Here is a 26,417-nt window from a genome sequence, read left to right as displayed (position 1 = left end):
GATTGACCACTGAGGACATTAAAATCGCCCAGGAAATTTTCCAATTGATCGAATCAGGCGTCGTTCATGGTTATGACGCGTTCCGGTACAGTGTCGAATGGGGAGGGAATTATATGGAGTCCGACCTCGCCGTCGAAATACATGGCTCCGAAATTTGGGACGCTGAAACTGATTTCAATCATTCGAAGGTCTATGCGCTTGTAGAAAAACTGCACGAGAACGCAGTCGCGCGTGGCGAGCCTTGGACATGCTTTGTCCTGTCTTCTCGCGAAGGCGAACAAGTAAAGATGAAATTCGATTATCAAACTCGCGACACAATCTAAAAGCAAAATCTACTTCGGATAAAGCGGCGGCAACCCACTCTCACCCACCGGATCCTGCACGCGCTCGGCGGCTGGAATCGTTCGAATCGCCCGCCACAAATCCTCACCCTGCCAATGCTGCCCGGTCTCGCTGTACAGCGCGCCGTTCAGCCCATCCAACGCGTCCGACAACGGCACAAACCGCGCGGCCATGTCTGCCAGCGTCTCCGGCTGCTGTCGCGCCCAGGCGTCCAGTGCCTGGCGGGTGGCGTGGGGGTCGTTGGCCTGGCTGGCTCGTTTGATGTCGTCTAGCAGGGTGCGTGGGCTCGGGCCGGTTTGGGCGGCGCGGTGGATTGCCGGTTGCCAGCGGGCGCGCCACCAGAGGCCGAAGCCGAGCAGAGTGGTGCAGGCGAGGATCAGGGTGCTGAGTTTCCACCACCACAGGGTGTCGTTGTCGGGCGTACTCGGTTGCAGGGTGCCGGCCGGGGTGTCGATCTGCAGGCTGGGGTTGTTCGCCACTTGCAGGGTGCGCGCGGGCAGGCTGCTGTGTTCGAGGTGGTCTTCGAAGGTGTTCCACCAGACCACGTCGACGGTTGGCAGGTCGATCGCGCCGCTGCGGCTTGGCACCAGGGCTTCGCGTTCTTCGCGGCTGCCGATGATCCCGCGGTCGCTGCTCTGGTTGCTCAGCACCGGTTGGTCGGGGTAGCGGCGCAGGCCGTTGACGTCGGTGGCGGGCAGGGCTGGCAGTTGCGAGCTGGCGAGGCCTTCGACTTTCAGGGTCAGGCTGCGGGTCAGGGAATCGCCGACCTGAGTGTGATCCGGTTCCGGGCTCCAGCTTTCGCTGAGGCTGAGGTTGCGCGCCGGCAGCCATGGTGCATCGACCGGGTAGGTCAGCGGTTTCGGTTTGACCGTCAGCGGAATCGACGCCGAGCTGACGCGCATCAGTTTGCCGGGCTTCGGCCCCGAGGGGTCTGCTGATGGCGCGGTATCCACCAGCGTGGCGCTGAACGTCTGCGGGGCGATCGTCAGCAGGCCGCTGTGTTGCGGATAGATCGCGTAGCGCATCTCGATCACGCCGTGGCGCAGACCGTTGATGTCTTTTTCGTAGGTGCGCGTGTCGCCGAGCTGCTCGATGCGCGCATCGGCGATTTGCAGCGGGCTCAGGCTGCTGTCGTCGTACAGCGAAACCGAGTGATAAATGCGCAAAGTCAGGATGGCCTGGGCCTGCACGTAGACGCTGGTCTGGTCGAGGCTGGCTTCGATGAACACCGGATCGAGGCTGTTGTTGTCTTCGCGGTTGTCGCTGGCGATCACCTGCACGGTGATCGGCTGGCTCTGTGCTTCGCCCAGTTGCAGCGGCGGAATCACGACGCTGCCGTTTTCTTTCGGCAGCAGGGTGATGATCCAGCGTGTGGTCGCGCGGTTGTCGCCGTTGAGGGTGTTGAGCTGGTTGACCTGGCGCGTGCCGCGCACTTCGAACAGCGCTTCCAGCGCCGACAGATCGGGCTTGCCGAACTGGGTGACGTCGTCAGTTTCGAGGGTGAGCTCGACCGTCTCGCCGGAGTTCAGGCGACTGCGATCCACGCTGGCGGTCAGCTCGGCCGCCTGAGCGGTGGCCGTGCAGATCAGCAGGGGCAGCAAGAGAGCGGTGAAGCGGGTCATCGATTGTTTTCCTGATCCTGATGTTGTTGCTGTTCGTACCAGAATTTGCGCCTGAGCAGTTCGCCCGGGTCGTCCGGGATCTTGCCCAGCCATTGTTCGAGCGCCTGACGCTGCTCGCCTTCGAGGTTGTTCTCGCTCGGGCGCAGGGTCGGCACCGTGTCGGTTTCCTCTTCCTCGTTGCTGCCGGGGATTTCATTGGGGCCAGGCAGCGGCGGGGCGGTCGGCGGCGGTTCGCTGGCCGACTCGGCCGGTTGCGCCTCGCTCTGGGTTTCACTGCTCACCGCCGGAGGGGGCGCGGTGGTGGGCGAAGGCTCATCGCCGGGCAGACTTTGTTCGTTGGGCTGGTTGTCCGGTTCGGGCGGCGGCGGAGCGTTTTTCTGCTTCAGCAGGTTTTCCACCAGCGCCTTGTTGGTCTGCGCCGGACGCAGATCCGGTTGCAGCTCGAGCGCCTGTTCGTAGGCATCGATCGCCGCTTCCAGCTCGCCGCTTTTCGCCAAAGCGTTGCCACGATTGTAGTGGGCGCGGGCATCGCTGCCCTCGGCAAAACGCTGAGCGGCGCCACTGTAGTCGCCGGCCTCGTACAACGCCACCCCTTGCCACTGATGATCATCGAAATGCTGCGCGGCTTCGGCCGGGCGCTTCTGCTTGAGCAGGTGCAAACCTTGCTGGTCGGGGCGCAGCCACAAGTCTTCGAAGTCGAAAGCGTAGCTCGGTTGCGGCAGGCACCACAGCAGCGGCAGGCAGAACAGCCAGCCACGGCGCCCGGCACAAGCGGCGAGCAACAGCAGCGGCAACAGCAGCCAATAGCCCTGATCGGCCCACGTATCGAGGCGCACGGTCTGGCCGTCGTCGCGCAGGCTGCGCGGGCCGTTGAGCAAACCGAGAGCGCCAAGATCAGCCTCGTCAAGACGCGCCGGGTGATACTCGCCGCCTACGCTGTTGAGGAAAGTCGCCAGACCGGGGCTGTCGAGTTGCGGCACGCGGATCGCGCCTTGCTCGTCCTTGAGGAAACTGCCGTCCTCCTGGGCAATCGGCGCACCTTCGGCGGTGCCAATGCCGAGCATCAGCAGTTGCGTGGACTCGCCATTGAGCGCACGGCGAATGCCGCGCCGTTCCTCTTCATTGAGCGACGAACCAATCAGCAGAATCCGTCCCTGTCCCAGCGCACCTTGCTTGAGCAAGGCCAATGCTTTGCCCACGGCCAGATCGGCGCGGTGGCCGGCTTCCGGCATCAGCGACGGCTTCAGCGCGTCGAGCAGGTTGCGACTGGTGGCCAGATCATCCGACAGCGGCACCAGCGTGTGTGCGCTGCCGGCATAAACGACGATGGCGGTCTGCGCATCGCTGCGCGCCTGCAGCAGGTCGAACAGCTTGCGCCGCGCTTGTTCGAGGCGTGTTGGCGGTGAGTCGGTGGCGAGCATTTCCGGGGTCAGTTCGAGCACGACTACCAGCGGGTCGGCGGGTTTCTGGCTGGTCTGTTCGACGCGCTCCCAGCTCGGCCCGAGCAAGGCCAGAATGGTCAGCAACCACGCCACGCCTAGGGCGATCCACGGAAGTTTGCTCTGGCGACCGCTGCCGCCACTGAGCAGCGCAGCGTGAAATGCCGGCGGCAGAATCATCTGCCAGCGACCGGCGCGTTTCTGTCGGTGCCAGAGTTGCCAGAGCAGCCAGCCGAGCAGCGGCAACAGCAACAGCCACCAAGGGCGGAACCAGTGCGGCCAGAGCGCGATCATCGGCGCCTCCGCAGGCGCAAACGTTGCAAGCGCTCACGCCAGTCCGGCAGCGGACTTTGCAAATACAGTTGCTTGGTAAACAGGCGTTGCAGCGGGTTATCCGGCCACAGTTCGCGCACGACCAGCAACAGACTCAACCACAGCGCCAGCGCCAGCGGCCAGTGATACAAGGCTTGCGCCGGGCGTGCCTGAGTCGGTTGCTGAGTCACCGGTTCGAGCTGATCGAGGGTGTCCTTGATCGCTTGCAGCTCTTTGCCGTCATGGGCGCGGAAGTACTGGCCGCCGGTGATTTCGGCGATGGCCTTGAGTGCCGGCTCATCCAGATCAAGGCTCGGATTGACCCCGAGCAGGCCGGTCGAGCCGCTGTCCTCGGGATTGGCGCCGATGCCGATCGGATAGATTCTGACGCCTTCGCTGGCGGCCAGTTTTGCGGCCGTCAGCGGATTGATTTCGCCGCCGTTGTTGGCGCCGTCGGTGACCAGAATCAGCACGCGACTTTGCGCCGGGCGCAGGCGTAGGCGTTTCAGGGCCAGACCGATGGCATCGCCGATCGCGGTGTTTTTGCCGGCGATACCGATCCGCGCTTCGTCGAGCCAGATGCGAACGGTGCGCCGATCGAAGGTCAGCGGCGCTTGCAGGTAGGCCTGACTGCCGAACAGGATCAGACCGACGCGATCGCCGTCGCGGCTTTCAAGGAAATCGCCGAGCAAGTGCTGCACCAGCGACAGACGACTGACTTCTTCGTCCTGCCACTGCATGTCGGGAAAATCCATCGAACCGGACACGTCCACCGCCACCAGCAGATCACGGCCACTGGCGGCAATCGGCAGCGGTTCGCCGAGCCATTGCGGGCGCGCGGCGGCGATCAGCAAGATCAGCCACAGCAAGATAAACGGCGCCTGCTGCCGCCACGCCGGCAAGTTCGCACGCGCGCGGCGGCGGGCGAGGCCTTCGAGGTCGGCGAGGAAACTGACTTTCAATGCCGGCTCGCCGCTGTCGGCCACCGGCAGGATCAGACGCATCAGCCACGGCAGCGGCAGCAGCACAAAGATCCAAGGCCAGGCGAACTCAAACATGTTTGCGAATCCACGTGTCGACCGCTTGGGTCAGGCCGGCGATGGCTTTGTCGTCGAGTTTGCATTCCGGTTTGTACGCGCCTTCAACCAGCACCATCCAGCGCGTCAGGCCGGCAGCGGGGCAGCGGTTATCGAGGAAGGCCAGCCATTTGCGCCCGTTGAGGGTGTGGCTCTGGCTGTACGGATAGTGGTTGCGGCACAGGCGTTTGAGCAGGCCGTTGAGTTGTTGCAGCCAGGCGCCGGCGGGTGCACCGTCGTAGGGTTTGGGCATTTGCGCCAGTTCGGCGAGCGCGGCGATGCGCACCGGATCCAGCGGCTGCTCGGCGCGCACCAGAGGGCGTTTCTTGATCGGAATGAAACGTCGCAACTTCCACGCGGCAAAACCCAGCAGCGGCAACAGCAAAAGCAGCAGCCACCAGCCCGGCGCCGGCGGCCAGAAGGCAATCGGCGGCGGTGAGATCAGCGGTTGCAGTTGGTCGAGGCCGTTCATCGACCTTTCCCCGGACGCTGCGGGTTCAGGAACTCGCGCATCTGCTCGACCATTTCACTTTGCGTGCTCAACGGCATCAGCAGCACCCGCAGCTTTTGTGCGAGCAATTCCCAGCGAGCGATGCGCGCTTCGGCTTGGGCGCGGTAGGTCTGGCGCAGGTCGAAGTTCAGCGTGTCGATTTCCAGCTGCGCGCCACGTTCGGCGAAGCGCAGCAGGCCGGCAGCGGGCAAGGCATGATCCAGCGGATCGGACAGCGGCAACATCAGCAAATCACAATGCCGCGCCAGCAAACTCAGTTGTTGTTCGGCGCTGTCGGACAACGCGCGCTCATCGCAAATAACGATGGCCAGACTGCCCGGCCGCAGCACTTCCCGCGCCCGGCGCAAGGCCACGCCGAAGGCATCGCGATCCGGCTCGCGCTCGCTGTGCAGCGATTGATTGACCTTGACCAGCCGGTTGAGCAATTGCAGCAGGCTCTGCTTGCTGCGGCGAGGCTTGATTTCATAGTGCTCGTTGTCGCCGAACACCAATCCGCCAACGCGGTCGTTGTGCCCCAGCGCGGCCCAGCCGATCAACGCTGCAACCTGCGCCGCCAGCACTGACTTGAACATCAGCCCCGAGCCGAAAAACAGCCGCGTGCTTTGCTCGACCATGATGAAAATCGGCCGCTCGCGTTCTTCATGGAACAGCTTGGTGTGCGGCTCCTGCGTGCGCGCGGTGACGCGCCAGTCGATGGTGCGCACGTCGTCACCGGCCTGATACACCCGCACCTGATCGAAGTCGACGCCACGCCCACGGAATTTCGAGTGATGCAGGCCGATCAGCGGGCTGCGCTGACTCGGCGTGGAAAACAGCTGTACCTCGCGCACGCGGTGACGCATCTCGATCAGCTCGGCTAGGCTGATGCGGATACCGGGTTCGGAGGGCAGGGCGGCGTTCATGGGGGTCAAGCGACGGCGACGACGTCGAGAATCCGCTGCACCACGCGGTCCTGATCGATGCCAGCGGCTTCGGCTTCGAACGACAGAATGATGCGATGGCGCAACACGTCGAACAGCACGGCCTGAATGTCTTCCGGGCTGACGAAGTCGCGACCGGCCAGCCAGGCGTGGGCGCGGGCGCAGCGATCGAGGGCAATCGAACCGCGCGGACTGGCACCGTAAGCGATCCATTCGGCCATTTCCGGGTCGAACTTGGCCGGGTTGCGCGTGGCCATGACCAGTTGCACCAGGTATTCCTCCACGGCGTCGGCCATGTACAAACCGAGGATTTCCTTGCGCGCGGCGAAGATCGCCTGCTGGCTGACCCGACGCTCGGGCTTGGTCTCACCGTTCAACGCCTCGCCACGGGCCTGCTGGAGGATGCGCCGTTCGACAGCGGCGTCGGGGAAACCGATCTTGACGTGCATGAGGAAACGGTCGAGCTGGGCTTCCGGCAGCGGATAGGTGCCTTCCTGTTCGATCGGGTTCTGCGTGGCCATCACCAGAAACAGCGGCGACAGCTCATAGGTGCTGCGCCCGACGCTGACCTGACGCTCGGCCATCGCTTCGAGCAAAGCCGATTGCACCTTGGCCGGCGCACGGTTGATTTCGTCCGCCAGCACAAGGTTGTGAAAGATCGGCCCTTGCTGGAACACGAAGCTGCCGGTTTCCGGACGGTAGATTTCGGTGCCGGTGATGTCAGCCGGCAGCAGGTCGGGGGTGAACTGAATACGATGGAACTGGGCTTCGATGCCCTCGGCGAGTTCTTTGATCGCTTTGGTCTTGGCCAGACCGGGAGCGCCCTCGACCAGCATATGGCCGTCGGCGAGCAGGGCGATGAGCAAGCGCTCGATGAGTTTTTCCTGGCCGAGAATCTGCGTTGAAAGAAAGGTTCGCAGCGCCAGCAGCGCTTCACGATGTTCCATCGGTGACTGTTCCTGGAAAGGGGGTGGCCGGGGCGTTCGGATAACGCCGGGGCTGGGGGCGTTACTTTAATCCATCGTGGGGGGCGGCGACTAACGGCATTTGCGCGATTTGTCAGTATCGGCCCTCGTTTGCACTGCGTGGGGCCGTTTCTGGACGTTTTTGCGATTCAGGTCTGCGTGTGCAAGCTGTGCAATATGACCTTGATGGCGGGGCGCTCAAGTAGTTCGAACCATTTGCCTTCATCAACGATGGCGCCTTGCTGCATGACGAGCACGCGGTCAAAACGATGGAGATGTTCAACATCATGGGTGACACATATAAGGCCCTGTCCAGCGAATGTCTTGAATAGCAAATCCCACACTGGTGTAGCGAGTTTCGGTTCAATCGAAGCACTCGGCTCATCAAACAGATTGAATTTGCCCGGTCGATTCAGAAGTCGCAGCAACGAAAGCCGCTTCGCTTCACCTCCGGAGATATTGGTGGCGTTTTCAGCGATGTGACCTCGGCCAATGATTTCATCAAGCTGGAGGCATTGAATTGCCTCGTTCAATGCTTTCGACTGCTCAACACCGAAAAGTACGGACTGTTCAAAACTTCCTTCCAGGAACTGCGGAGACTGGGGGCTGTAACGCACCGTTTCCAGATGAACGCGAGCATTTAAGCGATCTATGCACAGCTCGTCGATGAACAGCCGGGGCCGCACCGAAAAATCCAGTCCTGCCAGCGCTTCGAGTAACGTCGATTTGCCAGCGCCGCTGGGCCCGATGATCGCAACGGATTGGCCCTGTCGGAAGCTGATCTGGCTGGCAATTGATAGCTGCGCAACACCGTTATGGGTGATCTCGCAGGGCTCGAGCCGTAATGTTGATAGGTTATGCAACGCATCAGAGTCATTGCAGCGATCGTTATCGAAGTCAGCAGTTGCAAGTAATTCTTTGAGTCGCCGTTGATCAGCCGAAAATTGATCCAGCACCCGATAGCCTTCGGTCAGCGCCGATACATTCAACAGGAACGTACCAGCAATAGAGGAAATGGCCACCAACTGACCGACGCTGATACTTGCTTGTCCGGACGTCTGATCCATGACTCCCCAAGCCAACAAACCGCCGGTGGACAGGCTGATAAACAAAATCTTCGCCGCGCTCAACAGTCCGCCCGAGCCTGCTACGGTCACCGCAGCATTGGCGTAGCGCTCAAACGCTCGGTTCAAGGGTTGCAGGGCCGTGCGTTCGGCGCGTTCCAGTTTTATCGATTTACCAGCCCTCAAAGTATTGACCAAGGTTGCACTCAGCTCATCCTCCTGGTCATTAACAGCATCGATGTGTTTTCTGCGCCATCGAATGATCCGGTGAGTTGCATAGAGATAACAGCCACCGAGGCCAGCTAGCGCGCAGAAAACCCAGGCTCCGCCCATATACCAGAATGCGCCGGCCACAATAAGAAATTCCAGGCACAGGGGAAAACCCGTAGTGACGAAGAACATCAGCAACTGTTCGTGGGCAGTGATTCCGCGCTCGACCGACTTGATGAAGTGTCCTACTCGCCACGTGCCAAACTGGGAAAAATCCTTGCCCATCAACCGCGCCATCCAATTGATGGAAGCATCCATGACAATTCGCTGGACGAGCTTTGAGAGCAGCAGCGTTTGCAGGGGGGTGGTCATCGACTGAATGCAACCGGCCAGCGTAAAAGCTGCGGTGAAAAAAGCAGCGTACGCAGCGTTGTGTGATCGGCATCGTTTAGTGAATCGACGATCTTGCCCAATAACAAAGGAGGGGCCAGGGCCAGGATTTTCAGGGTGATGGTCGCGCCTATTGTCATCACCAGCAGGAGTCGATGTTTCTCGCAGGCTGTTCTTATAAATGTCTGCATGAGTATGGGCCTGTGGTCGTTTTGGATCACGCCGTTGGCGTGCTCCTGGTGCCGAGCAAAATGTGCTGAGGAGCTACGGGTTGGCCATTTCTGATTATGTTGAATCGGTCGAGACCCGGGATATAAGTCTGGGTAACTACGTTGGTCCCCGGGTACTCCATGACTGTTCTGAAAAATAGGACTTTGTTCATACCGCTCAGGTTTTTTCGGAGCAAGGCAAGTTGTTCAGGAACAGAGAGTGCAAGCAGGCTTTTTGGCGGCGCCAGGGTATTGAGTTTCAAGTTTTTAACGGGTGCAAAGTCTATCAGCTGTTTCAGTTTCTCGGATTGACAAAGCACATCAAGTACCTTTCGGTCCGCGATTTCATCGTTGGCGTCGTATAAGGCGTTTGATTGGAATTGCTCCGTTACCGCTCTTTGGATGGCGATAAATATGTCCAAAGAACAGCCGGAGCCGATTGCGGATATATGTCGGTCGCCGGGGCCGGTTCGTGGGAATGCAACCGCCAGATAAACTTCTGACTCGTCTTTGATAATGATGATCTGCAAAGCTTCGGCAGCCCGTAGCGCGTATGAGTTGTTGAACAGGGCTTGCGCAAGCAGGGGCGCCGACGGTGAGTAGAGATCTATCGCAGGTATCAGTCTGCAGACGGCCATGAAAAACCGGGACAACAGGTGTCGCTCAATCAGTTCCAGGGTACCGTGCAGCAGTGCTTCTGATTTCGTGCAGCCGAAAGCAGTTCCTGAGTTAGAGGCGTAGCGATTTAAAAAGCGCGTCGGTTGACTCGTTGTTTTACGTTCATCTTTGACCGGATACAGCAGGGCGCATGGCACAAAAAGCCCGGCGCAGCCGTCGAGTGCTGCAAGCTGCAGACACTGTAGAGGCTCGATGTTTTTTCGCAGACTTGTGAAAATGCCGTCCGACTCGACCCCGTTCTGCGAAGCGATGTCACTGCAACCAAGCGTTGTGCAAAATGGCGGCTCGGCGTGAAACATCGCGTAGTGCTCAAGGCTTTCAGCAAGTGCACCTACAAGCGCGTCGGGACCTTTGCCTGCGCCTGATTCAATCAGCGTGTCGTATTCGTTATAGAGTTCGGCAGTAGCGACCAGATTACCGTCATCGACATAGCGCACTCGCGCTTTCAAACCCAGTGTCTGGATAACATTGTTTATTCGGACAAACGCTTCGCTGGATGAAATCTCACGCTCTGACATGGTGAGCCTCGTAGGCTTGAATGCCGAAAGATCGACTTTCGGCATTTTCAGGATTGGCTGATCGGGAGGCCGAGTCAGCGGGTCAGTGAGGCGAAGAAGTCCAGTTCCGTCGCCAGGAAACCTTCAAAGTGGCCCGAGCCATAAGGCAAATCCTCGAAGGTGTTTATTTCAGAACGTTTTCTACCCATTACATATGACTCCATTGAATATCACGTTGTCGGCACTTTTTTGTGCGCCGAGCTTGCATGTTTTTTTGCAAGCGCAACGAGTAATAACAAGGGAGGGGGTGGGCCCGCAATCAGACGGCTTCCGATGATTGCGTAGGGCACTTCTTGAGGAGTAGTAGGATCGAACTTCGTGCTGTTAAACACAGCGGCGTTCTATGCGGAAAATTAGCGCGAATTATGGTTTGCAGGTGTTTAGAACTTGTAGAGGTGTCAATCAGCGTGCAATTAATGACGATGGCATAAGAGGCGATCAAATGCCGTCGTCATTTATCTTGTCATGCGCGCCGAACTGGTTATTCCAGATTAATTACCAAAGTTCCTGTCCCATCGAGAATATTCTTCAAAGTCTCAACAACCTCATCCATATCCACCATATTCGGATTGAAACTGATCTCCAGCACATCATCGCCATTCAGCGCATCGGCATCCGCCGCAGCAATCTCGATCTTCAGCAGTTCCGACGTCAGCGTGACCTTCACCCCGTCAAGCGTCGACGGCTCGCCATCCAGGGTGATCTCCAGCTCATCCTCATCCGGATAACGACTCATCAGGAACATCTCGCCCTTGTCGCTGTGGCAGCAGAGCATGGCCATGTTGTCTTCTTCGTCGTCGCACGGGTTGACGATCAGTAGGGCGGTGGTCATTTGCATGGGGAAATCCTGGGCAGTGGCGGCGGTGAATCTGTTCGAAGGCGCGATTTTGCCAGTCTCTGCTCGTTCGCGCTGCCTGCATCGGCAAAAAGTCGCAAAGCAGGACATTTCCGTCGCCCGGTTCCGAGTAGCGAGAAGGGAAAATCCGACGCCAGCGTAAGGCAATTACCGGATGCGCAAAATTCACCCGAAATTGCGATTTTTCGCTTGTGATCGCCACCGTTTTGCCGTTAGTTTCGCCGCTCTTGCGCAACGGAGTGCGTTACCAAAACCCCAAAAAGGACCTTTGCCATGACCCAATATTTCGAACGCGCCGAAGAAATTCGCCACCTGTCTGATGAACAGATCGAGGAGATCTACAAGCGCTATCTTGAAGGTGAGAAAACTTCGCAGCTGATGGAGCAATTCCAGATTCCTTCCACGGTGCGCAGTCTGCTAAAGGTTCTGCCACCGATCGTCAGCACAGACCTCACCTGTCCTTACTGTGAACTGCCGATGTGGATGCGCCGCTACGCCAGGGGAACTCCGCTTTCGTTGCGCAGTGCATTCAAATGCGTCCGCTGTGAGCACCAGCACATTGTCCCCGGCGCCAATGGCCGCCACGCAGCGTGCAACTGCACAGAATGTTTCAAGGTTCGCCAGCAGCAACTGGCCGCCCGGGCAGCGCGGGACCGTCTGGAGTTGCAGGCCAGATATGGCGCGCAACTCCCTGCAGTGCCTTACGCCAATCTGGGCTTTGTGCAGAAGTTGACGTTGCTTGCCTTGCTCGATGATGGCTACGGCGCAAACGTTGAATGGATTGCGCCGTTGAACGCGCCATCCCGAGAGGAGCTGCTCGCCCTGACCTTCGAGGCGCGGGAAGAGTTGCTCAAAGACCTGCACGAAGCCGGGGTGCTGGCGGTTTCCACCGAATCCGATATCAACGCCTTCGATCGCAGCGAGGGTTGCAGTATTCGCGAGTACAGCGCCGTGCGCTGGCTGCCCAACGTCACGCTGGATGGCGCGGCGCGCAGTAACCGAGAGAATCTGTATCTGGCGCTGTATCAGGAATTGTCGGGCAGCGTAAAGGCTGCCTGGAAGAGCGAAATCTATTCGCTGGTCTTCAGTCTCGCCCGCGAAGAGTCGCTTCAATACATTCGTGTGCTGGCCAGTGAGGTGGATTTCGCCTTCACGGCCGAAGCCCGTGCCGATGAGGTGGTCGGGCAGTTGTTGCAGGACTTCTCGGTGAGTCAGTTGTATTACTTCGCCCGCTTGGCGGTACGAAACGCCGCGCACTTTTATGCCACCGGCAATTCCAAAGGGCGCAGTCACGCCTCCAACACCATTCCGCGCAACATGCTGGGCACGGCGCAGGACGCGCTCGTCCGTAACTGGCGCAAGAACGGCCATCGTGATGCGCGTGTGCCGCTGACAGCCTTGCAGCGACTGCTTTACGACGTAGTGCTGAAGGACAGCGGCGCCGGATTCTCAAAGTCGCCGGGCATGTACTGGCGCGACGAACTGGTTCCGCAATTCTTCAGCGCCGTAGCGTTCGACAGCGACTTGCTGGGCAATCTGCGCCTGTTCTGCCGCGAGTGCGATTCAAGCAACATCGACGCCAGCATGGACAAGCAGATCCTGCAGACGATGTGCTACGACTGCGCCACGGTCAGCAAATTCAGAGCCTTTGAGGAACTGCCGGACTGATCCGCGTCAACCGCCAGCGCTGAACCGGATGCCACGCTCAGGGTCGATAACAGGGCCTTGGGCGTTTTCGTTTCCGGATATGTAACGTCCTCGGCGACCGACCTGGCACGAAAGTCCCGTGAAACCGGGGTGTCGAGCCTGCATTTAAGCTCACGCCTGCTAGTGTTGAAGCAGGCGAAACCCTGCATTTACGTGCCAATGACCGAATATGTCGCAGCACCGCAAGCAGACACATTGTCGCACCCATTAAGCTGCGCAACGGATGAGCACCCGGAAAGGCATTGTCGGCAGTGCTGGCAGTCGCTTTTGCAGATGCTCATTCATGGAAGGTGAATGTGACCTGAGTGTCCCGTCCAGCTTCACCCACCTGTCTCCCTGTTTCCTCTGCCCGAGAATCAGGAACAGGGCGACACCAGCCCCGAAAGGGGTGTTGCACGCGACGCTTTCCATCAATAACAAGCTTAAGCGGAGTACCACAGATGGCGTTCTTCACCGCAGCCAGCAAAGCCGACTTCCAGCACCAACTGCAAGCGGCACTGGCGCAGCACATCAGTGAACAGGCACTGCCACAAGTGGCGCTGTTCGCTGAACAATTCTTCGGCATCATTTCCCTGGACGAGCTGACTCAACGTCGTCTCTCCGACCTCGCTGGCTGTACTCTCTCTGCGTGGCGCCTGCTTGAGCGCTTCGATCACGCGCAACCGCAAGTGCGTGTCTACAACCCCGATTACGAACGTCACGGCTGGCAGTCGACCCACACCGCGGTCGAAGTGCTGCACCACGACCTGCCATTTCTGGTCGACTCGGTGCGTACCGAGCTGAACCGTCGCGGCTACAGCATTCACACCCTGCAGACCACCGTGCTCAGCGTGCGTCGTGGCAGCAAGGGCGAACTGCTGGAAATCCTGCCAAAAGGCAGCACCGGCGAAGGCGTGCTGCACGAATCGCTGATGTACCTGGAAATCGACCGTTGCGCCAACGCGGCCGAGCTGAATGTGCTGAGCAAAGAGCTTGAGCAGGTGCTAGGTGAAGTGCGCGTCGCCGTTGCTGACTTCGAGCCGATGAAAGCCAAGGTGCAGGACATCCTCACCCAGCTCGACAACAGCGCCTATCCGGTCGATGCCGACGAAAAGAACGAAATCAAGAGCTTCCTGGAATGGCTGGTGGGCAACCACTTCACCTTCCTCGGCTACGAAGAGTTCGTGGTCACCGATCAGGCCGATGGCGGCCACATCGAGTACGACCGGAACTCCTTCCTCGGCCTGACCAAACTGCTGCGCACCGGCCTGACCTACGAAGACCTGCGCATCGAAGACTACGCCGTTTCCTATCTGCGCGAACCGACCCTGCTGTCGTTCGCCAAGGCTGCGCACCCGAGCCGTGTGCACCGTCCGGCTTACCCGGACTACGTGTCGATCCGCGAAATCGACGCCGACGGCAAAGTCATCAAGGAACACCGCTTCATGGGCCTGTACACCTCGTCGGTGTACGGCGAGAGCGTGCGGGTCATCCCGTTCATCCGCCGCAAGGTCGAAGAAATCGAGCGCCGCTCCGGCTTCCAGTCCAAGGCTCACCTGGGCAAGGAACTGGCCCAGGTCCTCGAAGTGCTACCGCGTGACGACCTGTTCCAGACCCCGGTCGACGAACTGTTCACCACTGTGATGTCGATCGTGCAGATCCAGGAACGCAACAAGATCCGCGTGTTCCTGCGCAAAGACCCGTACGGTCGCTTCTGCTACTGCCTGGCCTACGTGCCGCGCGATATCTATTCCACTGAAGTGCGCCAGAAGATCCAGCAAGTGCTGATGGAGCGCCTGAAGGCTTCCGATTGCGAATTCTGGACTTTCTTCTCGGAATCCGTGCTGGCCCGTGTGCAGCTGATCCTGCGCGTCGATCCGAAGAACCGTCTCGACATCGACCCGCTGCTGCTGGAAAAAGAAGTGGTTCAGGCCTGCCGCAGCTGGCAGGACGATTACGCCGCACTGACCGTCGAAAGCTTCGGCGAAGCCCACGGCACCAACGTGCTGGCCGACTTCCCGAAAGGCTTCCCGGCCGGTTACCGCGAGCGTTTTGCCGCGCATTCGGCCGTGGTCGACATGCAGCACCTGCTGAGCCTCAACGAAAAAAATCCGCTGGTGATGAGCTTCTATCAGCCGCTCGGTCAGGTCTCCGGCCAGCGCGAGCTGCATTGCAAGCTGTATCACGCCGACACGCCGCTGGCGCTGTCCGACGTCCTGCCGATTCTGGAAAACCTCGGCCTGCGCGTACTGGGTGAATTCCCGTATCGCCTGCGCCACACCAACGGCCGCGAATTCTGGATTCACGATTTCGCATTCACCGCCGCTGAAGGTCTCGACCTCGACATCCAGCAACTCAACGACACCCTGCAGGACGCGTTCGTCCACATCGTGCGCGGCGATGCCGAGAACGATGCGTTCAACCGTCTGGTGCTGACCGCTGGTCTGCCATGGCGCGACGTCGCGCTGCTGCGTGCCTACGCCCGTTACCTGAAGCAGATTCGTCTGGGCTTCGACCTGGGTTACATCGCCAGCACCCTGAACAACCACACCGACATCGCTCGCGAACTGACCCGGTTGTTCAAGACCCGTTTCTACCTGGCGCGCAAGCTCGGCAGCGACGATCTGGAAGACAAGCAACTGCGTCTGGAACAAGCGATTCTGACTGCACTGGACGATGTTCAGGTGCTCAACGAAGACCGCATCCTGCGTCGTTACCTCGACCTGATCAAAGCCACCCTGCGCACCAACTTCTATCAGACGGATGCCAACGGCCAGAACAAGTCGTACTTCAGCTTCAAGTTCAACCCGCATGCGATCCCTGAGCTGCCAAAGCCAGTGCCGAAGTTTGAAATCTTCGTTTACTCGCCACGCGTCGAAGGCGTGCACCTGCGCTTCGGCAACGTTGCTCGTGGTGGCCTGCGCTGGTCCGACCGTGAAGAAGACTTCCGTACCGAAGTGCTCGGCCTGGTAAAAGCCCAGCAAGTGAAAAACTCGGTCATCGTGCCGGTGGGTGCGAAGGGCGGCTTCCTGCCGCGTCGTCTGCCACTGGGCGGCAGCCGTGACGAGATCGCGGCCGAGGGCATCGCCTGCTACCGCATCTTCATTTCCGGTCTGTTGGACATCACCGACAACCTGAAGGACGGCGCCCTGGTGCCGCCGGTCAATGTCGTGCGTCATGACGACGATGACCCGTACCTGGTGGTCGCGGCGGACAAGGGCACTGCAACCTTCTCCGACATCGCCAACGGCATCGCCATCGACTACGGCTTCTGGCTGGGTGACGCGTTCGCCTCCGGTGGTTCGGCCGGTTACGACCACAAGAAAATGGGCATCACCGCCAAGGGCGCGTGGGTCGGCGTACAGCGCCACTTCCGCGAACGCGGCATCAATGTTCAGGAAGACAGCATCACCGTGGTTGGCGTCGGCGACATGGCTGGCGACGTGTTCGGTAACGGCCTGTTGATGTCCGACAAGCTGCAACTGGTCGCGGCATTCAACCACATGCACATCTTCATCGACCCTAACCCGAACCCGGCGACCAGTTTCGTCGAGCGTCAGCGTCTGTTCGACCTGCCGCGTTCGGCCTGGACCGACTACGACACCAGCATCATGTCCGAAGGTGGCGGTATCTTCTCGCGCAGCGCGAAGAGCATCGCGATCTCGCCGCAGATGAAAGAACGCTTCGACATCCAGGCTGACAAGCTGACCCCGACCGAACTGCTCAATGCCTTGCTCAAGGCGCCGGTGGATCTGTTGTGGAACGGCGGTATCGGCACCTACGTCAAGGCCAGCACCGAAAGCCACGCCGATGTCGGCGACAAGGCCAACGATGCACTGCGCGTAAACGGTAACGAGCTGCGCTGCAAAGTCGTGGGCGAGGGCGGTAACCTCGGCATGACCCAACTGGGTCGCGTGGAATTCGGCTTGAATGGCGGCGGTTCCAACACCGACTTCATCGACAACGCCGGTGGCGTGGACTGCTCCGACCACGAAGTGAACATCAAGATCCTGCTGAACGAAGTGGTTCAGGCCGGTGACATGACCGACAAGCAACGCAACCAGTTGCTCGCGAGCATGACCGACGAAGTCGGCAATCTGGTGCTGGGCAACAACTACAAGCAGACTCAGGCCCTGTCCCTGGCGGCGCGCCGTGCCTACGCGCGCATCGCTGAGTACAAGCGTCTGATGAGCGATCTGGAAGGCCGTGGCAAGCTGGACCGTGCCATCGAATTCCTGCCGACCGAAGAGCAACTGACCGAGCGCGTCGCAGAGGGCCACGGCCTGACCCGTCCTGAGCTGTCGGTGCTGATTTCCTACAGCAAGATCGACCTCAAAGAGCAGCTGCTGGGCTCGCTGGTGCCGGACGACGACTACCTGACCCGCGACATGGAAACGGCGTTCCCGCCGACCCTGGTCAGCAAGTTCTCCGAAGCCATGCGTCGCCACCGTCTGAAGCGCGAGATCGTCAGCACCCAGATCGCCAACGATCTGGTCAACCACATGGGCATCACTTTCGTGCAACGACTCAAAGAGTCGACCGGCATGAGCCCGGCGAACGTGGCTGGCGCTTACGTGATCGTGCGTGACATCTTCCACCTCCCGCACTGGTTCCGTCAGATCGAAGCGCTGGACTATCAGGTTTCCGCTGACGTGCAACTGGAACTGATGGACGAGCTGATGCGTCTGGGCCGTCGTGCCACGCGCTGGTTCCTGCGTGCCCGCCGCAACGAGCAGAACGCTGCCCGTGACGTCGCGCATTTCGGTCCGCACCTGAAAGAGCTGGGTCTGAAACTCGACGAACTGCTCAGCGGCGAAATCCGCGAGAACTGGCAGTCGCGCTATCAGGCGTACGTCGAAGCCGGTGTGCCGGAATTGCTGGCGCGTATGGTGGCGGGTACTTCGCACCTGTACACGCTGCTGCCGATCATCGAAGCCGCAGACGTCACCGGGCAGAACCCGGCCGAAGTGGCCAAGGCTTACTTCGCCGTCGGCTCTGCACTGGACATCACCTGGTACCTGCAACAGATCAGCGCTCTGCCGGTTGAAAACAACTGGCAGGCTCTGGCCCGTGAAGCGTTCCGTGATGACGTCGACTGGCAGCAACGGGCGATCACCATCTCCGTCCTGCAACAGGGCGACGGCTCGCAGGACGTGGAAGCACGCCTGGCGCTGTGGATGGCCCAGCACGAAAGCATGATCGAACGCTGGCGCGCCATGTTGGTGGAAATCCGTGCTGCGAGCGGTACGGACTACGCCATGTACGCGGTGGCCAACCGTGAACTGCTGGATCTGGCGTTGAGCGGGCAAGCGATCGTGCCTGCGATCACTGCGAATGCCGAGCTTGAACTGGCGTAAGTAGTGGCTGAATGAAGAAGCCCCGCTCTCGAAAGAGGCGGGGCTTTTTCTTGTCTGTCATTCAGAACGTATCGGCGCAGCGAAAGGCGAAGCTACCGACGCCGTCCGTACGGGGCAGGGATGTTCCGGCTACGACAAGCTGATTGTTCTGAATGGCAAGGCCTCCCGCCATGTCGAGCACGGCGGTCAGATTGATGACCAGCACACCGTCGTCGGCAAAATCGCGATCTGGATAGCCTTCCGATTTGAACTGGGCAATGACGATTTCCGAGTCTTGTTCGCCGTGGGTGCTGGAAAGCACGACGATGTGTCCGTCCCTCAGCGTGCCAGCAGTCCATTGGATGCCGAAAAGGGCTTTTGGATAGGACGTCAGGACAGGCCTCCCTTCATTGAAGTCGATGGCGTATTTCCCGTTCCTGTCGACACAAACCAGGACGCCCTGGTGAACAAAATCCTTCGAGGTGGCGCTACCGATGCCAAGGATGTTGCCACCAGGCATTTCGACCAGTTGGTTGATCTGACTGAGCTTGTCCAGGCGGTCGAACAGGGCAAAACCGTTATCGCCAAAGCTGCTGACAGGCTTACCTGTGGCGTCGAAGAGGGCGATCATTGCGCGGTAGCGGTTTTCACGTGAAACGTAACCTGCGATGGCGAATTTGCCGTCCTGGAGCCGGATTAGTGAGCCAGCCCACGTGAAGTTGGCCAGGTATCGAATCACGACGTAACCCTTTCCCTGGCCAAACGCAGTGTCCAGAGCCCCGTTGCTTTGCAGTCTGATCAAAAGACCGCATTGGTCATTGGGGGAATATCGATGGTTGCTCAACACCATCAGTTTTCCGTCGTCCAGTTCAATGGCATGGCCACTGTAATCGGATGCCGTAGTGCGTTTTTGCCCAAGTTCGATCTCGGACGACGTGAGCGCGGGCACCGGAATCGGATCAACGAAGACTACGCCGTTGACGCCAAATGCGGTCTCGGGCGTTCCGTCATTGCGAAACATTGCCAGGCAGCGTTGTGGCTGTGCGTATTCGTGTAGATAAAAGGCACCCTGAAGCAACAGATTTCCGTTCTTGAGGATGCTGATGCTGCCACCCGTGGATTTATAGCCCGGAGCGAAAACCCCGCTGGCCACGCCATCCCGGGCAAACGAAGTGTCCTGTGTGCCATCAGGCTTCAATCGCACAATGGCGAACTTGTTGCCCGGACTTGCGGCGATCAGCAGCTTGCCGTCCGCCGCGACGGCAACTGCGTTGGCGAAGCCGTTTTCCTGATCGGGATATTTAAACCAGGTGAGGCCATTTTTATCGGGGCCGAAAGTGGGGTCCAGATTATGCACAGCGGTGTCTTTTACTTCAGTCATGGTCTGCTCCTCGAATACGCTGTTTTTGCGTAAAGCGATCAGTCGATAGGGACCGGCAAATCAACGCAGTGCTGGTATTTGGGAAGCTTTCGGTCGCGCTGTCCACTGTCAGACCTGACAGTGGACAGCGGCGGATGATTGTGGATTTGGAAGACGGGATGGCCTGTCTTGCCGGGGATTTAATGTCTGAGGGATTTTGTGGTGTCCGGTCTGGCGCCTTCGCGAGCAGGCTCGCTCCCACGGTTGATCGCATTCCAAATGTGATCAGGCAGCCATCAGTTTTCCAGCGGGATCAGCACCTGCTCGTTCGGGGCCAGCACCATGAACACCAGCAACTTGGCAGGCTTGGTCGAGCTGGCGTTTTTCGACACCAGATGCTCGGAACGGGCCGGCTCGTACCAGAACTGGCCCTTTTTGTAAGTGATCGCCTGTTCACCTTTGACTTGGGAAATCACTTCGCCGTCGAGCACGTAAGCCATCGCCGTGCCTTCGTGTTTATGGGCGATCGAGGATTGCCCCGGCTGGTAGTCGACTTCGATCATCATGGCTTTCTTGCCGGGGGCGTTTTTCAGCAGTTGTTCCTGCAGGACGGTGATTTTTTCGGATGGGTCGTGAGCCATCGCCGATGCGGAAAGGCTGAAGGCGAGGGCGGCGGCGACGAGGTGCAGGGCTTTCATGGCGGGTTACCTGTGATGGTGGGGGTGTGCTCACAGTAGGCCGCAATGTGGCCGGTTCAAACGGCCAATATTCGCGAAGATCAGGTGACCAATTCTGGTTCAAAAGCAAAGATCGCAGCCTTCGGCAGCTCCTACAGGGGAACGCATTCCAGAGTAGGAGCTGCCGAAGGCTGCGATCTTTTGATCTTGCTTTTAGACGATAGGAAAGCTGTTGAAATCGACGCTATTGGCCGGGCGGCTATCGATCAGGTCGATAAACCCCTGCGCCTCGGGCCGGTTGAAATGCGCCTGCATTGCCGCTTCCGACTGCCAGCGCGCGCTGACCGTCCAGCGGTGGCTGTCCTCGGGGCAGCGGTCGACCAGGTAGGAATCGCAGCCCGGGGTTTCGCGCAGGGTGTCGACGATCTTCTGCAATTGCTTGCCGAGCTCTTCCGAGCGGCCCGCAACAGCCTTCACCTGAACCGTGTTGATCACTTCGTTGGACATTGCTCACACTCCTGAATCAGGCCGGACGAATCCTGCTCACTGAGGGATAACGCCTGTGCAGAATAGGCCTGTCGCCATGAATCACCAATAACCAATCGGCGGTAAAAGCCTTATACCAACGGCTCATGACAGCTGTTCGAGGATGTCGCGCAGGCGATCCAGAGCAATGTCGATGTCCAGGGTCTCGATGGCGCCGAAACCGAAGTAAAGGCCTTCTTTCGCCGGCTGCTGGTAGTAGAAACCACTGATCGCATACAGGCCGACCTCGACCTTTTTTGCCAGCTCGATGACCAACGGCAAATCGATAGGCACCTTGCAGAACACCGCCATGTGAAACCCGGCGCTGGCCGGCACGGCTTGCAGCCATGGCGCCAGATCCGTCGCCATGCGCTCCAGGATGCGTTCGCGGCGTTGCGCGTAGATCGTGTGGCAGCGGCGGATGTGCTTGAGCAGGCAACCCTCGGCGATGAACTTGGCCAGCGCCCATTGCGGCAGGGTCGAGGCGTGCAGATCGGTGAGCTGTTTGGCGCGGATCACTGCCTCGATGATCGACGGCGGCAAGATCGCGTAGCCCAGGCGCAACTCTGGCAGCAGGGTTTTCGAGAAGGTGCCGACGTAGGCGACGATGCCGCGCTGATCGAGGTTGTACAGCGAATCGGTGGGTCGGCCCTCGTAGCGGAATTCGCTGTCGTAGTCGTCCTCAATGATGATCGCGCCGAGATCGTGAGCACGGGCGAGCAGGGCCTCGCGGCGCGCCTGACTCATCGCCATGCCCAGCGGAAACCGATGCGATGGCGTCACATAGATGAGCCGGGTGCCATCGGGAATGTGCTCGACCTGAATGCCCTCGGCATCCACCGGCACCCCGACCACCTCCGCGCCATGCGTGCCGAACAACAAGCGCGCGGGCGGGTAGCCGGGGTCTTCCATGGCCACCAGACTGCCGGGACGGGTCAATACGCGGGCAATCAGGTCCAGCGCCTGCTGCGCGCCGTTGCACACCACGATGTCCTCGTCCTGACAGTTGATGCCACGGGAAAACGCGATGTGCCGAGCGATCGCATTGCGCAGCGCCGGCAAACCTTCGGCAACGCTGTAAAAACCCTTCGACTGCGCCATCTGCCGCATCGCGTGGGCCACGCAGCGGCGCCAGTCGTCGTGGGGGAACTGGCCTTTGCTGGTGGCGCCGCCGATAAAGTCGTAGCGCAGCGAACCTTCCAGCGTCGGGTGACGGAGGAACACCGGCAGATTGCGCCAGCTCTCGATCACCTCGGCACTGGCCAGCTCGGTGTGGCTCTGCTTGCGCTGCACCTGCGCCGGTCGGGCGTTGACGTAGGTGCCTTTGCCGATCACGCCGGTGAGGAAGTTTTCGTAGGTCAGCTGCGCATAGGTGTCGGAAATGGTCTTGCGCGAGATGCCCAATTGCTCGGCCAGCAAGCGGCTCGGCGGCAACTGCGTACCCGCCGCCAACCGCCCGGATTCAATCGCCGCGCGCAACTGCTGATACAACTGACCGGCAAGATCCTTGCGGCCGTTGATCACGACATGAAGTTCCATACCGACGAGGCTCCCGGGTGTTGAGTGAAGTGTCGGTCAGATTAGCGTTGTTGGGCTTATGGCAGTAGTTGCGTGGAGTAAATACCGCAAATTGGCGCAAGTCCCTGTGGGAGCGAGCCTGCTCGCGAAAGCGGTCTGTCATTGAACAGATTCGTTGTCTGACACTCCGCTATCGCTGGCAAGCCAGCTCCCACAGTTTTTGCGGCGTGCACAAATCTTGTGAACGACGTTAAACCTTGTGGGAGCTGGCTTGCCAGCGATGGCGGTGGTGCAGTGGATGAATATTTGTCTGGGAAACCGCTTTCGCGAGCAGGCTCGCTCCCACAGGTATTGCGTTTGGCCGAGGTTCATTGGTGTAGCCGGAATTCATGGAATTGGGGCTGTAACACAGCCCTCACAGCCCTTACCGTGAACTCATCATTCCGCCTGCCGAGAGCCGCGCCATGTCCCTGCGTCTGGATTACTACAACGCTTCGCCCAAGGCGATGAAAGCGATGCTTGCCATGGAGGCGCTGACCAGCAACCTGAGCATCGAAGCGCCGCTTCTGCAATTGATCCGGATCCGCGCTTCGCAACTCAACGGCTGCGCCTTCTGCACTGACATGCATTCGGTGGACGCGCGGCGGGCCGGGGAGAGCGATCGGCGCCTTTACGCGATCGCGGTGTGGCGCGACAGCAACTTCTTCAACCCTCGCGAACGGGCGGCGCTGGCCTGGGCCGAGGCGGTGACGCTGTTGGCCGAAAGCCACGTGCCGGATGACGTCTACCAGCAAGCGCGCGAGCAATTCGATGAAGGCGAACTGGTGGACCTGACGGTTGCAGTCAGCACCATCAACAGCTGGAATCGTTTGGCTGTCAGCTTCCGTCAGACCCCGAGTGACTGAACAGCGCCCATCCCTGTGGCGAGGGGATTTATCCCCGTTCGGCTGCGCAGCAGACGTCAAAACGGTGAAATCGGTTTATCTGACAGATCAGAGTCAGGCGACTTCGGGGCCGCTGCGCAACCCAACGGGGATAAATCCCCTCACCACAGGCGCTAAATCCCCTCAGCACCCACAGTGCGATTCAATTCGCCGGCCGCTGCGGTTTCACCGATGTGCCAAACGTATTCCCCATCCGCGTACTGGTCGCAGCCGGGGTCGCCAGTCCGACCTGATTCGGCGCGCGCTTGTGCACCGGCACATTCAACGCTTCCATGTTCTTCTGCGCCGCCGCCGCGCCGTCGGGATTGTTGCCCATCTGCTGGCTCAGGCAATCGTAATTCGGCGCCTTGTAACCGCCGACCGTGACCTCGACACAGCCCAGCGGCTCTTCCGCCTGCGCCGCGCCCACTGTCATCAGCAAGACCCACATCCACCGCGTTTTCATGTCCGCCTCCTCGCCCGCCCGAATGGGCCGCTCTGGGGTTTGAGTCTAGTGCAAGCGCGGCGCAAAACCCGTGATGGTTTTTTTGCACCGCCCGTCATACCAGAGTCATAAATGCCCCGCAGGATAGCGATTTTCAGGGGTGCGCCAGTCGTGCAGCGAGGCAGTTCGCGGATCAGTCTTCAGCGCTCGGCGACGCTTGTGCGCCGCGCGGGTCTGGGGTGGCTGCTCGGTCTGCTGGCCAACGCGGCCAATGCAGATCCAGCAGCGGCGGATATGCGCCTGACCTTGCACATCCCGGCGCAGGAACTCGCTCGGGCGCTGGATCAATACAGCCGCGCCACGGGCGTCGCCGTGCTGGTCGACAGCCAGTTGAGCCGGGGCCGCCGCTCCCTCGCCGTGGATGGCGAATTCACCGCCGCCGATGCCTTGCGCCATTTGCTCGGCGGCACCGGGTTGATGGCGCGCTATGCCCGCGCCGACGCGTTCACCTTGCAAGTGGCGCAGGTGGAAGATCTGCCGGTGCCGACGGACAAACCCACGCCGGCCGCTGTCGCGGTCAACCGCAGTTACGCGACGGCGGTGCAAGCGGCGATCGAGCGCAAGCTGTGCCGCTCGCCGCTGACACGGCCGGGCAGTTATCGCGCGGTGTTGCAGGTGTGGGTCGGGCGCGACGGCGTGGTGCAGCACAACCGGTTGGTCACTTCGACCGGCGATGTACGGCGCGATAACGCGCTGGTGGAAAGTTTTCGCAATCTCACAATCGATCGGCCGACGCCCAGCGCCTTGCGCCAGCCGGTCACGTTGCTGTTGTTACCGGAGTCGTCAGGGAAGCGCATGGAATGCACGAGATGGGAAGGAGTTTCCGGGGGATGAAAGACGCCGGACAAAGCGTGATGGGCCAGCTGTTCCTCAGCTCCTACGAGGACTTTCGCGTGCGCTTGCGCCGCCGCCTCGGTTCCGAGGATCTGGCCAATGACGTGCTGCACGAAACCTGGCTGCGGGTCGATCGCATGGAGACCCCGCCGAACCTGCTCAAGCCCAACGCCTACCTGTATCGCATGGCCCTCAACATCGCCGCCGACCGCCGTCAGGCCGATGCGCGGCTGCTCACCGGTACTGAGGTCGAAGAGCTGCTGCAACTGGGCGACGAAGCCCTCGACCCGGCGCGGGTGGTCGGCGGGCAAAAGGAAATGCAGGCCCTGCTCAGCGCCTTGTACGAACTGCCCGCACGACGTCGGCGGATCTTCATCGCCGCGCGGCTGGAAGAGGCGCCGCACCTGGAAATCTCCCAGCGTTTCGGCATTTCCACGCGCATGGTCGAGAAGGAAATCAAAGCCGCGCTGGGCTTCTGCGCAGCAAAACTGGAAAGAAAAGTGTTTCAGCGGTTCGGTCGCGGGGCCGGAAAACCGTCTAGCGAATAGTGACCCGATTAATCCGTTGAGAATTTGCGCGTTTGAACATCTTTCGACTGAAACCCGCCGAGCCTTCGGCCACCGAGTTGCTGCACAGCGAAGCCCAAGACTGGCTGATCCTGCTGACCTCGGGCCGCGCCACCGTCGCCGACGCCCGCGCCCTGCGCGAATGGTGCGCGCAGAGTGGCGAACATGCCCGGGCGTTCGAAGAAGCCAAGCGGCTATGGCATCACCTGCAACCGGCCGCCGAAGCGTTGCAGGGCCGACGCGGCTTCGGTCGACGGGCATTTCTCGGCGGCGCGATTGCCGCATCCGCCGCATTCCTGCTGGTGCGCGGCACGATTCCCGGCGGCTTCGAAGGCTTGGGCGCCGACTACATCACCGAAGTCGGCCAGCAACGGCGGGTCGAACCGGCGCAAGGCGTCAGCCTCGAACTCAACACCCAGACCCGCATCAACCAGCGCAGCGTCGAAAACGGCGTGCAGGGCTTTGAACTGGTCAGCGGCGAAGTCGAAGTGCAAACCGCACGTCTGCCACTGGCGATGCAGGCCGGAGCAGGGTGGTTGCGCGCCAGTCAGGCGCGCTTCAACCTGCGCAACACCGACCAGCAAGTCTGCGTGACCTGCCTCGACGGCACGGTCGACGTCGCCATCGAAGGCCGCAACCTGCGCCTCGAAGCGGGCCAGCAAGTCACCTACGACGCACGGCAAATCGGCAACGTGCAAACCGTCGACACCGCCGCCGTGATGAACTGGCGCCAACAAGTGCTGGTGTTCAACGGCGCGACCCTCAGCCAGATGATCGACGAAATCAACCGCTACCGCCCCGGCATGCTCCTGCTGCTCAACCGCGAACTCGGCCAACGCCGCGTCCAGGCCCGCTTCAACCTCGACCAACTCGCCGGCGTCGCCTTGCTGATCCGCGACGCCTACGGCGTCAAATGCACCGAACTCCCCGGTGGCGTGGTCGTTCTCAGCTAACCAAAGCCCAGCGCGATCCAAATGTAGGAGCTGCCGAAGGCTGCGATCTTCTGATCTTGATCCTGCCTTCTGTGGGAGCTGGCTTGCCAGCGCTGACGGCCTAACAGCCACTCAATCCCCAACTGCCTACACCCAATCCAACTGTAGGAGCTGCCGAAGGCTGCGATCTTTTGATCTTGCTTTTGCTTTCTGTGGGAGCGAGCCTGCTCGCGAATGCGGTTGCCCAACTGACCAATATCTTCCGGTCGCACTCGATCCCTGTGGGAGCTGGCTTGCCAGCGATGACGGCCTAACAGCCAACCAACCTAAAGCTGTCTGCCCCCAATTCAATTGTGGGAGCGAGCCTGCTCGCGAAAGCGGTCTACCATCTGACCAATATCTTC

Annotated in this window: 22 protein-coding genes; 7 read left to right on the top strand and 15 right to left on the bottom strand. The window is 60.2% G+C overall.

What is annotated here, in order from left to right; translation table 11 throughout:
• The first annotated feature begins 2 nt into the window (after positions 1-2).
• Positions 3-323, top strand: coding sequence for a hypothetical protein (locus tag AB4O12_RS09825; RefSeq protein WP_460061657.1), 321 nt, complete (start codon positions 3-5; stop codon positions 321-323).
• Between the two features lie 9 nt (positions 324-332).
• Here the strand turns inward: AB4O12_RS09825 and AB4O12_RS09820 are convergent, their stop codons facing one another.
• From AB4O12_RS09820 to AB4O12_RS09775, 10 genes are all read right to left on the bottom strand, one after another.
• On the bottom strand, positions 333-1,964 hold the full coding sequence (locus tag AB4O12_RS09820; RefSeq protein WP_460061655.1) for a BatD family protein: 1,632 nt from the start codon (positions 1,962-1,964) through the stop codon (positions 333-335).
• Entirely contained in the window at positions 1,961-3,697 is a 1,737-nt protein-coding gene (locus AB4O12_RS09815) for a tetratricopeptide repeat protein (RefSeq protein ID WP_122750530.1), read from the bottom strand. Before AB4O12_RS09815 ends, AB4O12_RS09820 begins: the two co-directional genes overlap by 4 nt.
• Entirely contained in the window at positions 3,694-4,773 is a 1,080-nt protein-coding gene (locus tag AB4O12_RS09810) for a vWA domain-containing protein (RefSeq protein WP_056789460.1), read from the bottom strand. Before AB4O12_RS09810 ends, AB4O12_RS09815 begins: the two co-directional genes overlap by 4 nt.
• Complete coding sequence (locus AB4O12_RS09805) at positions 4,766-5,263, bottom strand: DUF4381 domain-containing protein (protein WP_460061652.1); 498 nt, start codon at positions 5,261-5,263, stop codon at positions 4,766-4,768. The genes AB4O12_RS09810 and AB4O12_RS09805 overlap by 8 nt, the downstream gene beginning before the upstream one ends.
• Complete coding sequence (locus AB4O12_RS09800; protein ID WP_016774988.1) at positions 5,260-6,204, bottom strand: DUF58 domain-containing protein; 945 nt, start codon at positions 6,202-6,204, stop codon at positions 5,260-5,262. Before AB4O12_RS09800 ends, AB4O12_RS09805 begins: the two co-directional genes overlap by 4 nt.
• Before the next feature lie 5 nt (positions 6,205-6,209).
• On the bottom strand, positions 6,210-7,169 hold the full coding sequence (locus tag AB4O12_RS09795) for an AAA family ATPase (protein WP_007913915.1): 960 nt from the start codon (positions 7,167-7,169) through the stop codon (positions 6,210-6,212).
• A gap of 167 nt (positions 7,170-7,336) precedes the next feature.
• Positions 7,337-8,833, bottom strand: coding sequence for an ATP-binding cassette domain-containing protein (locus tag AB4O12_RS09790; RefSeq protein ID WP_460061648.1), 1,497 nt, complete (start codon positions 8,831-8,833; stop codon positions 7,337-7,339).
• Entirely contained in the window at positions 8,830-9,072 is a 243-nt protein-coding gene (locus tag AB4O12_RS09785; protein WP_460061646.1) for a hypothetical protein, read from the bottom strand. The genes AB4O12_RS09790 and AB4O12_RS09785 overlap by 4 nt, the downstream gene beginning before the upstream one ends.
• On the bottom strand, positions 9,069-10,256 hold the full coding sequence (locus AB4O12_RS09780; RefSeq protein WP_082530321.1) for a YcaO-like family protein: 1,188 nt from the start codon (positions 10,254-10,256) through the stop codon (positions 9,069-9,071). The genes AB4O12_RS09785 and AB4O12_RS09780 overlap by 4 nt, the downstream gene beginning before the upstream one ends.
• Positions 10,257-10,776: 520 nt before the next feature.
• On the bottom strand, positions 10,777-11,133 hold the full coding sequence (locus tag AB4O12_RS09775; protein ID WP_406226716.1) for a hypothetical protein: 357 nt from the start codon (positions 11,131-11,133) through the stop codon (positions 10,777-10,779).
• A gap of 291 nt (positions 11,134-11,424) precedes the next feature.
• Between AB4O12_RS09775 and AB4O12_RS09770 the strand changes: the two genes are divergently transcribed.
• Both AB4O12_RS09770 and AB4O12_RS09765 read left to right on the top strand, forming a co-directional pair.
• Positions 11,425-12,819, top strand: coding sequence for a hypothetical protein (locus AB4O12_RS09770; protein WP_460061642.1), 1,395 nt, complete (start codon positions 11,425-11,427; stop codon positions 12,817-12,819).
• Positions 12,820-13,298: 479 nt separating this feature from the next.
• On the top strand, positions 13,299-18,194 hold the full coding sequence (locus AB4O12_RS09765; protein WP_095180183.1) for an NAD-glutamate dehydrogenase: 4,896 nt from the start codon (positions 13,299-13,301) through the stop codon (positions 18,192-18,194).
• A gap of 61 nt (positions 18,195-18,255) precedes the next feature.
• Here the strand turns inward: AB4O12_RS09765 and AB4O12_RS09760 are convergent, their stop codons facing one another.
• The 4 genes from AB4O12_RS09760 to pdxR form a co-directional block, all read right to left on the bottom strand.
• Positions 18,256-19,554 carry an NHL repeat-containing protein gene (locus tag AB4O12_RS09760; protein ID WP_252876433.1) on the bottom strand — a complete coding sequence of 433 codons (1,299 nt, stop codon included), beginning with the start codon at positions 19,552-19,554 and terminating at the stop codon, positions 18,256-18,258.
• A 275-nt stretch (positions 19,555-19,829) separates the two neighbouring features.
• Positions 19,830-20,231 carry a cupin domain-containing protein gene (locus AB4O12_RS09755; RefSeq protein ID WP_460061637.1) on the bottom strand — a complete coding sequence of 134 codons (402 nt, stop codon included), beginning with the start codon at positions 20,229-20,231 and terminating at the stop codon, positions 19,830-19,832.
• 192 nt (positions 20,232-20,423) lie between these two features.
• Positions 20,424-20,717 carry an antibiotic biosynthesis monooxygenase family protein gene (locus tag AB4O12_RS09750; protein ID WP_460061635.1) on the bottom strand — a complete coding sequence of 98 codons (294 nt, stop codon included), beginning with the start codon at positions 20,715-20,717 and terminating at the stop codon, positions 20,424-20,426.
• 123 nt (positions 20,718-20,840) lie between these two features.
• Positions 20,841-22,274: a MocR-like pyridoxine biosynthesis transcription factor PdxR gene (pdxR, locus tag AB4O12_RS09745; protein ID WP_460061633.1), complete on the bottom strand. Its 1,434-nt coding sequence runs from the start codon at positions 22,272-22,274 to the stop codon at positions 20,841-20,843.
• A 443-nt stretch (positions 22,275-22,717) separates the two neighbouring features.
• On the opposite strand from pdxR, the gene AB4O12_RS09740 reads away from it, so the two are divergent.
• Positions 22,718-23,158, top strand: coding sequence for a carboxymuconolactone decarboxylase family protein (locus AB4O12_RS09740; RefSeq protein WP_130886981.1), 441 nt, complete (start codon positions 22,718-22,720; stop codon positions 23,156-23,158).
• 181 nt (positions 23,159-23,339) lie between these two features.
• Here AB4O12_RS09740 and AB4O12_RS09735 read toward each other — a convergent pair whose 3' ends face one another.
• Positions 23,340-23,642 (bottom strand): hypothetical protein, encoded by a 303-nt coding sequence (locus AB4O12_RS09735; protein WP_041480100.1) that lies wholly within the window; start codon positions 23,640-23,642, stop codon positions 23,340-23,342.
• Between the two features lie 150 nt (positions 23,643-23,792).
• Here AB4O12_RS09735 and AB4O12_RS09730 point away from each other — a divergent pair, with 150 nt between their 5' ends.
• The 3 genes from AB4O12_RS09730 to AB4O12_RS09720 are packed head-to-tail and all read left to right on the top strand — an operon-like array spanning position 23,793 to position 26,034.
• Complete coding sequence (locus tag AB4O12_RS09730; protein WP_191636969.1) at positions 23,793-24,515, top strand: secretin and TonB N-terminal domain-containing protein; 723 nt, start codon at positions 23,793-23,795, stop codon at positions 24,513-24,515.
• Positions 24,512-25,063, top strand: coding sequence for an RNA polymerase sigma factor (locus AB4O12_RS09725; RefSeq protein WP_122698125.1), 552 nt, complete (start codon positions 24,512-24,514; stop codon positions 25,061-25,063). Before AB4O12_RS09730 ends, AB4O12_RS09725 begins: the two co-directional genes overlap by 4 nt.
• Positions 25,064-25,095: 32 nt before the next feature.
• Positions 25,096-26,034: a FecR family protein gene (locus tag AB4O12_RS09720; RefSeq protein ID WP_460061630.1), complete on the top strand. Its 939-nt coding sequence runs from the start codon at positions 25,096-25,098 to the stop codon at positions 26,032-26,034.
• The last annotated feature ends 383 nt before the right edge of the window (positions 26,035-26,417 follow it).

This window comes from Pseudomonas sp. S2_A05 (assembly GCF_054668485.1).
The sequence above is the reverse complement of the archived record's forward strand: the minus strand, read 5'-3'. Positions and strand labels throughout refer to the sequence as shown.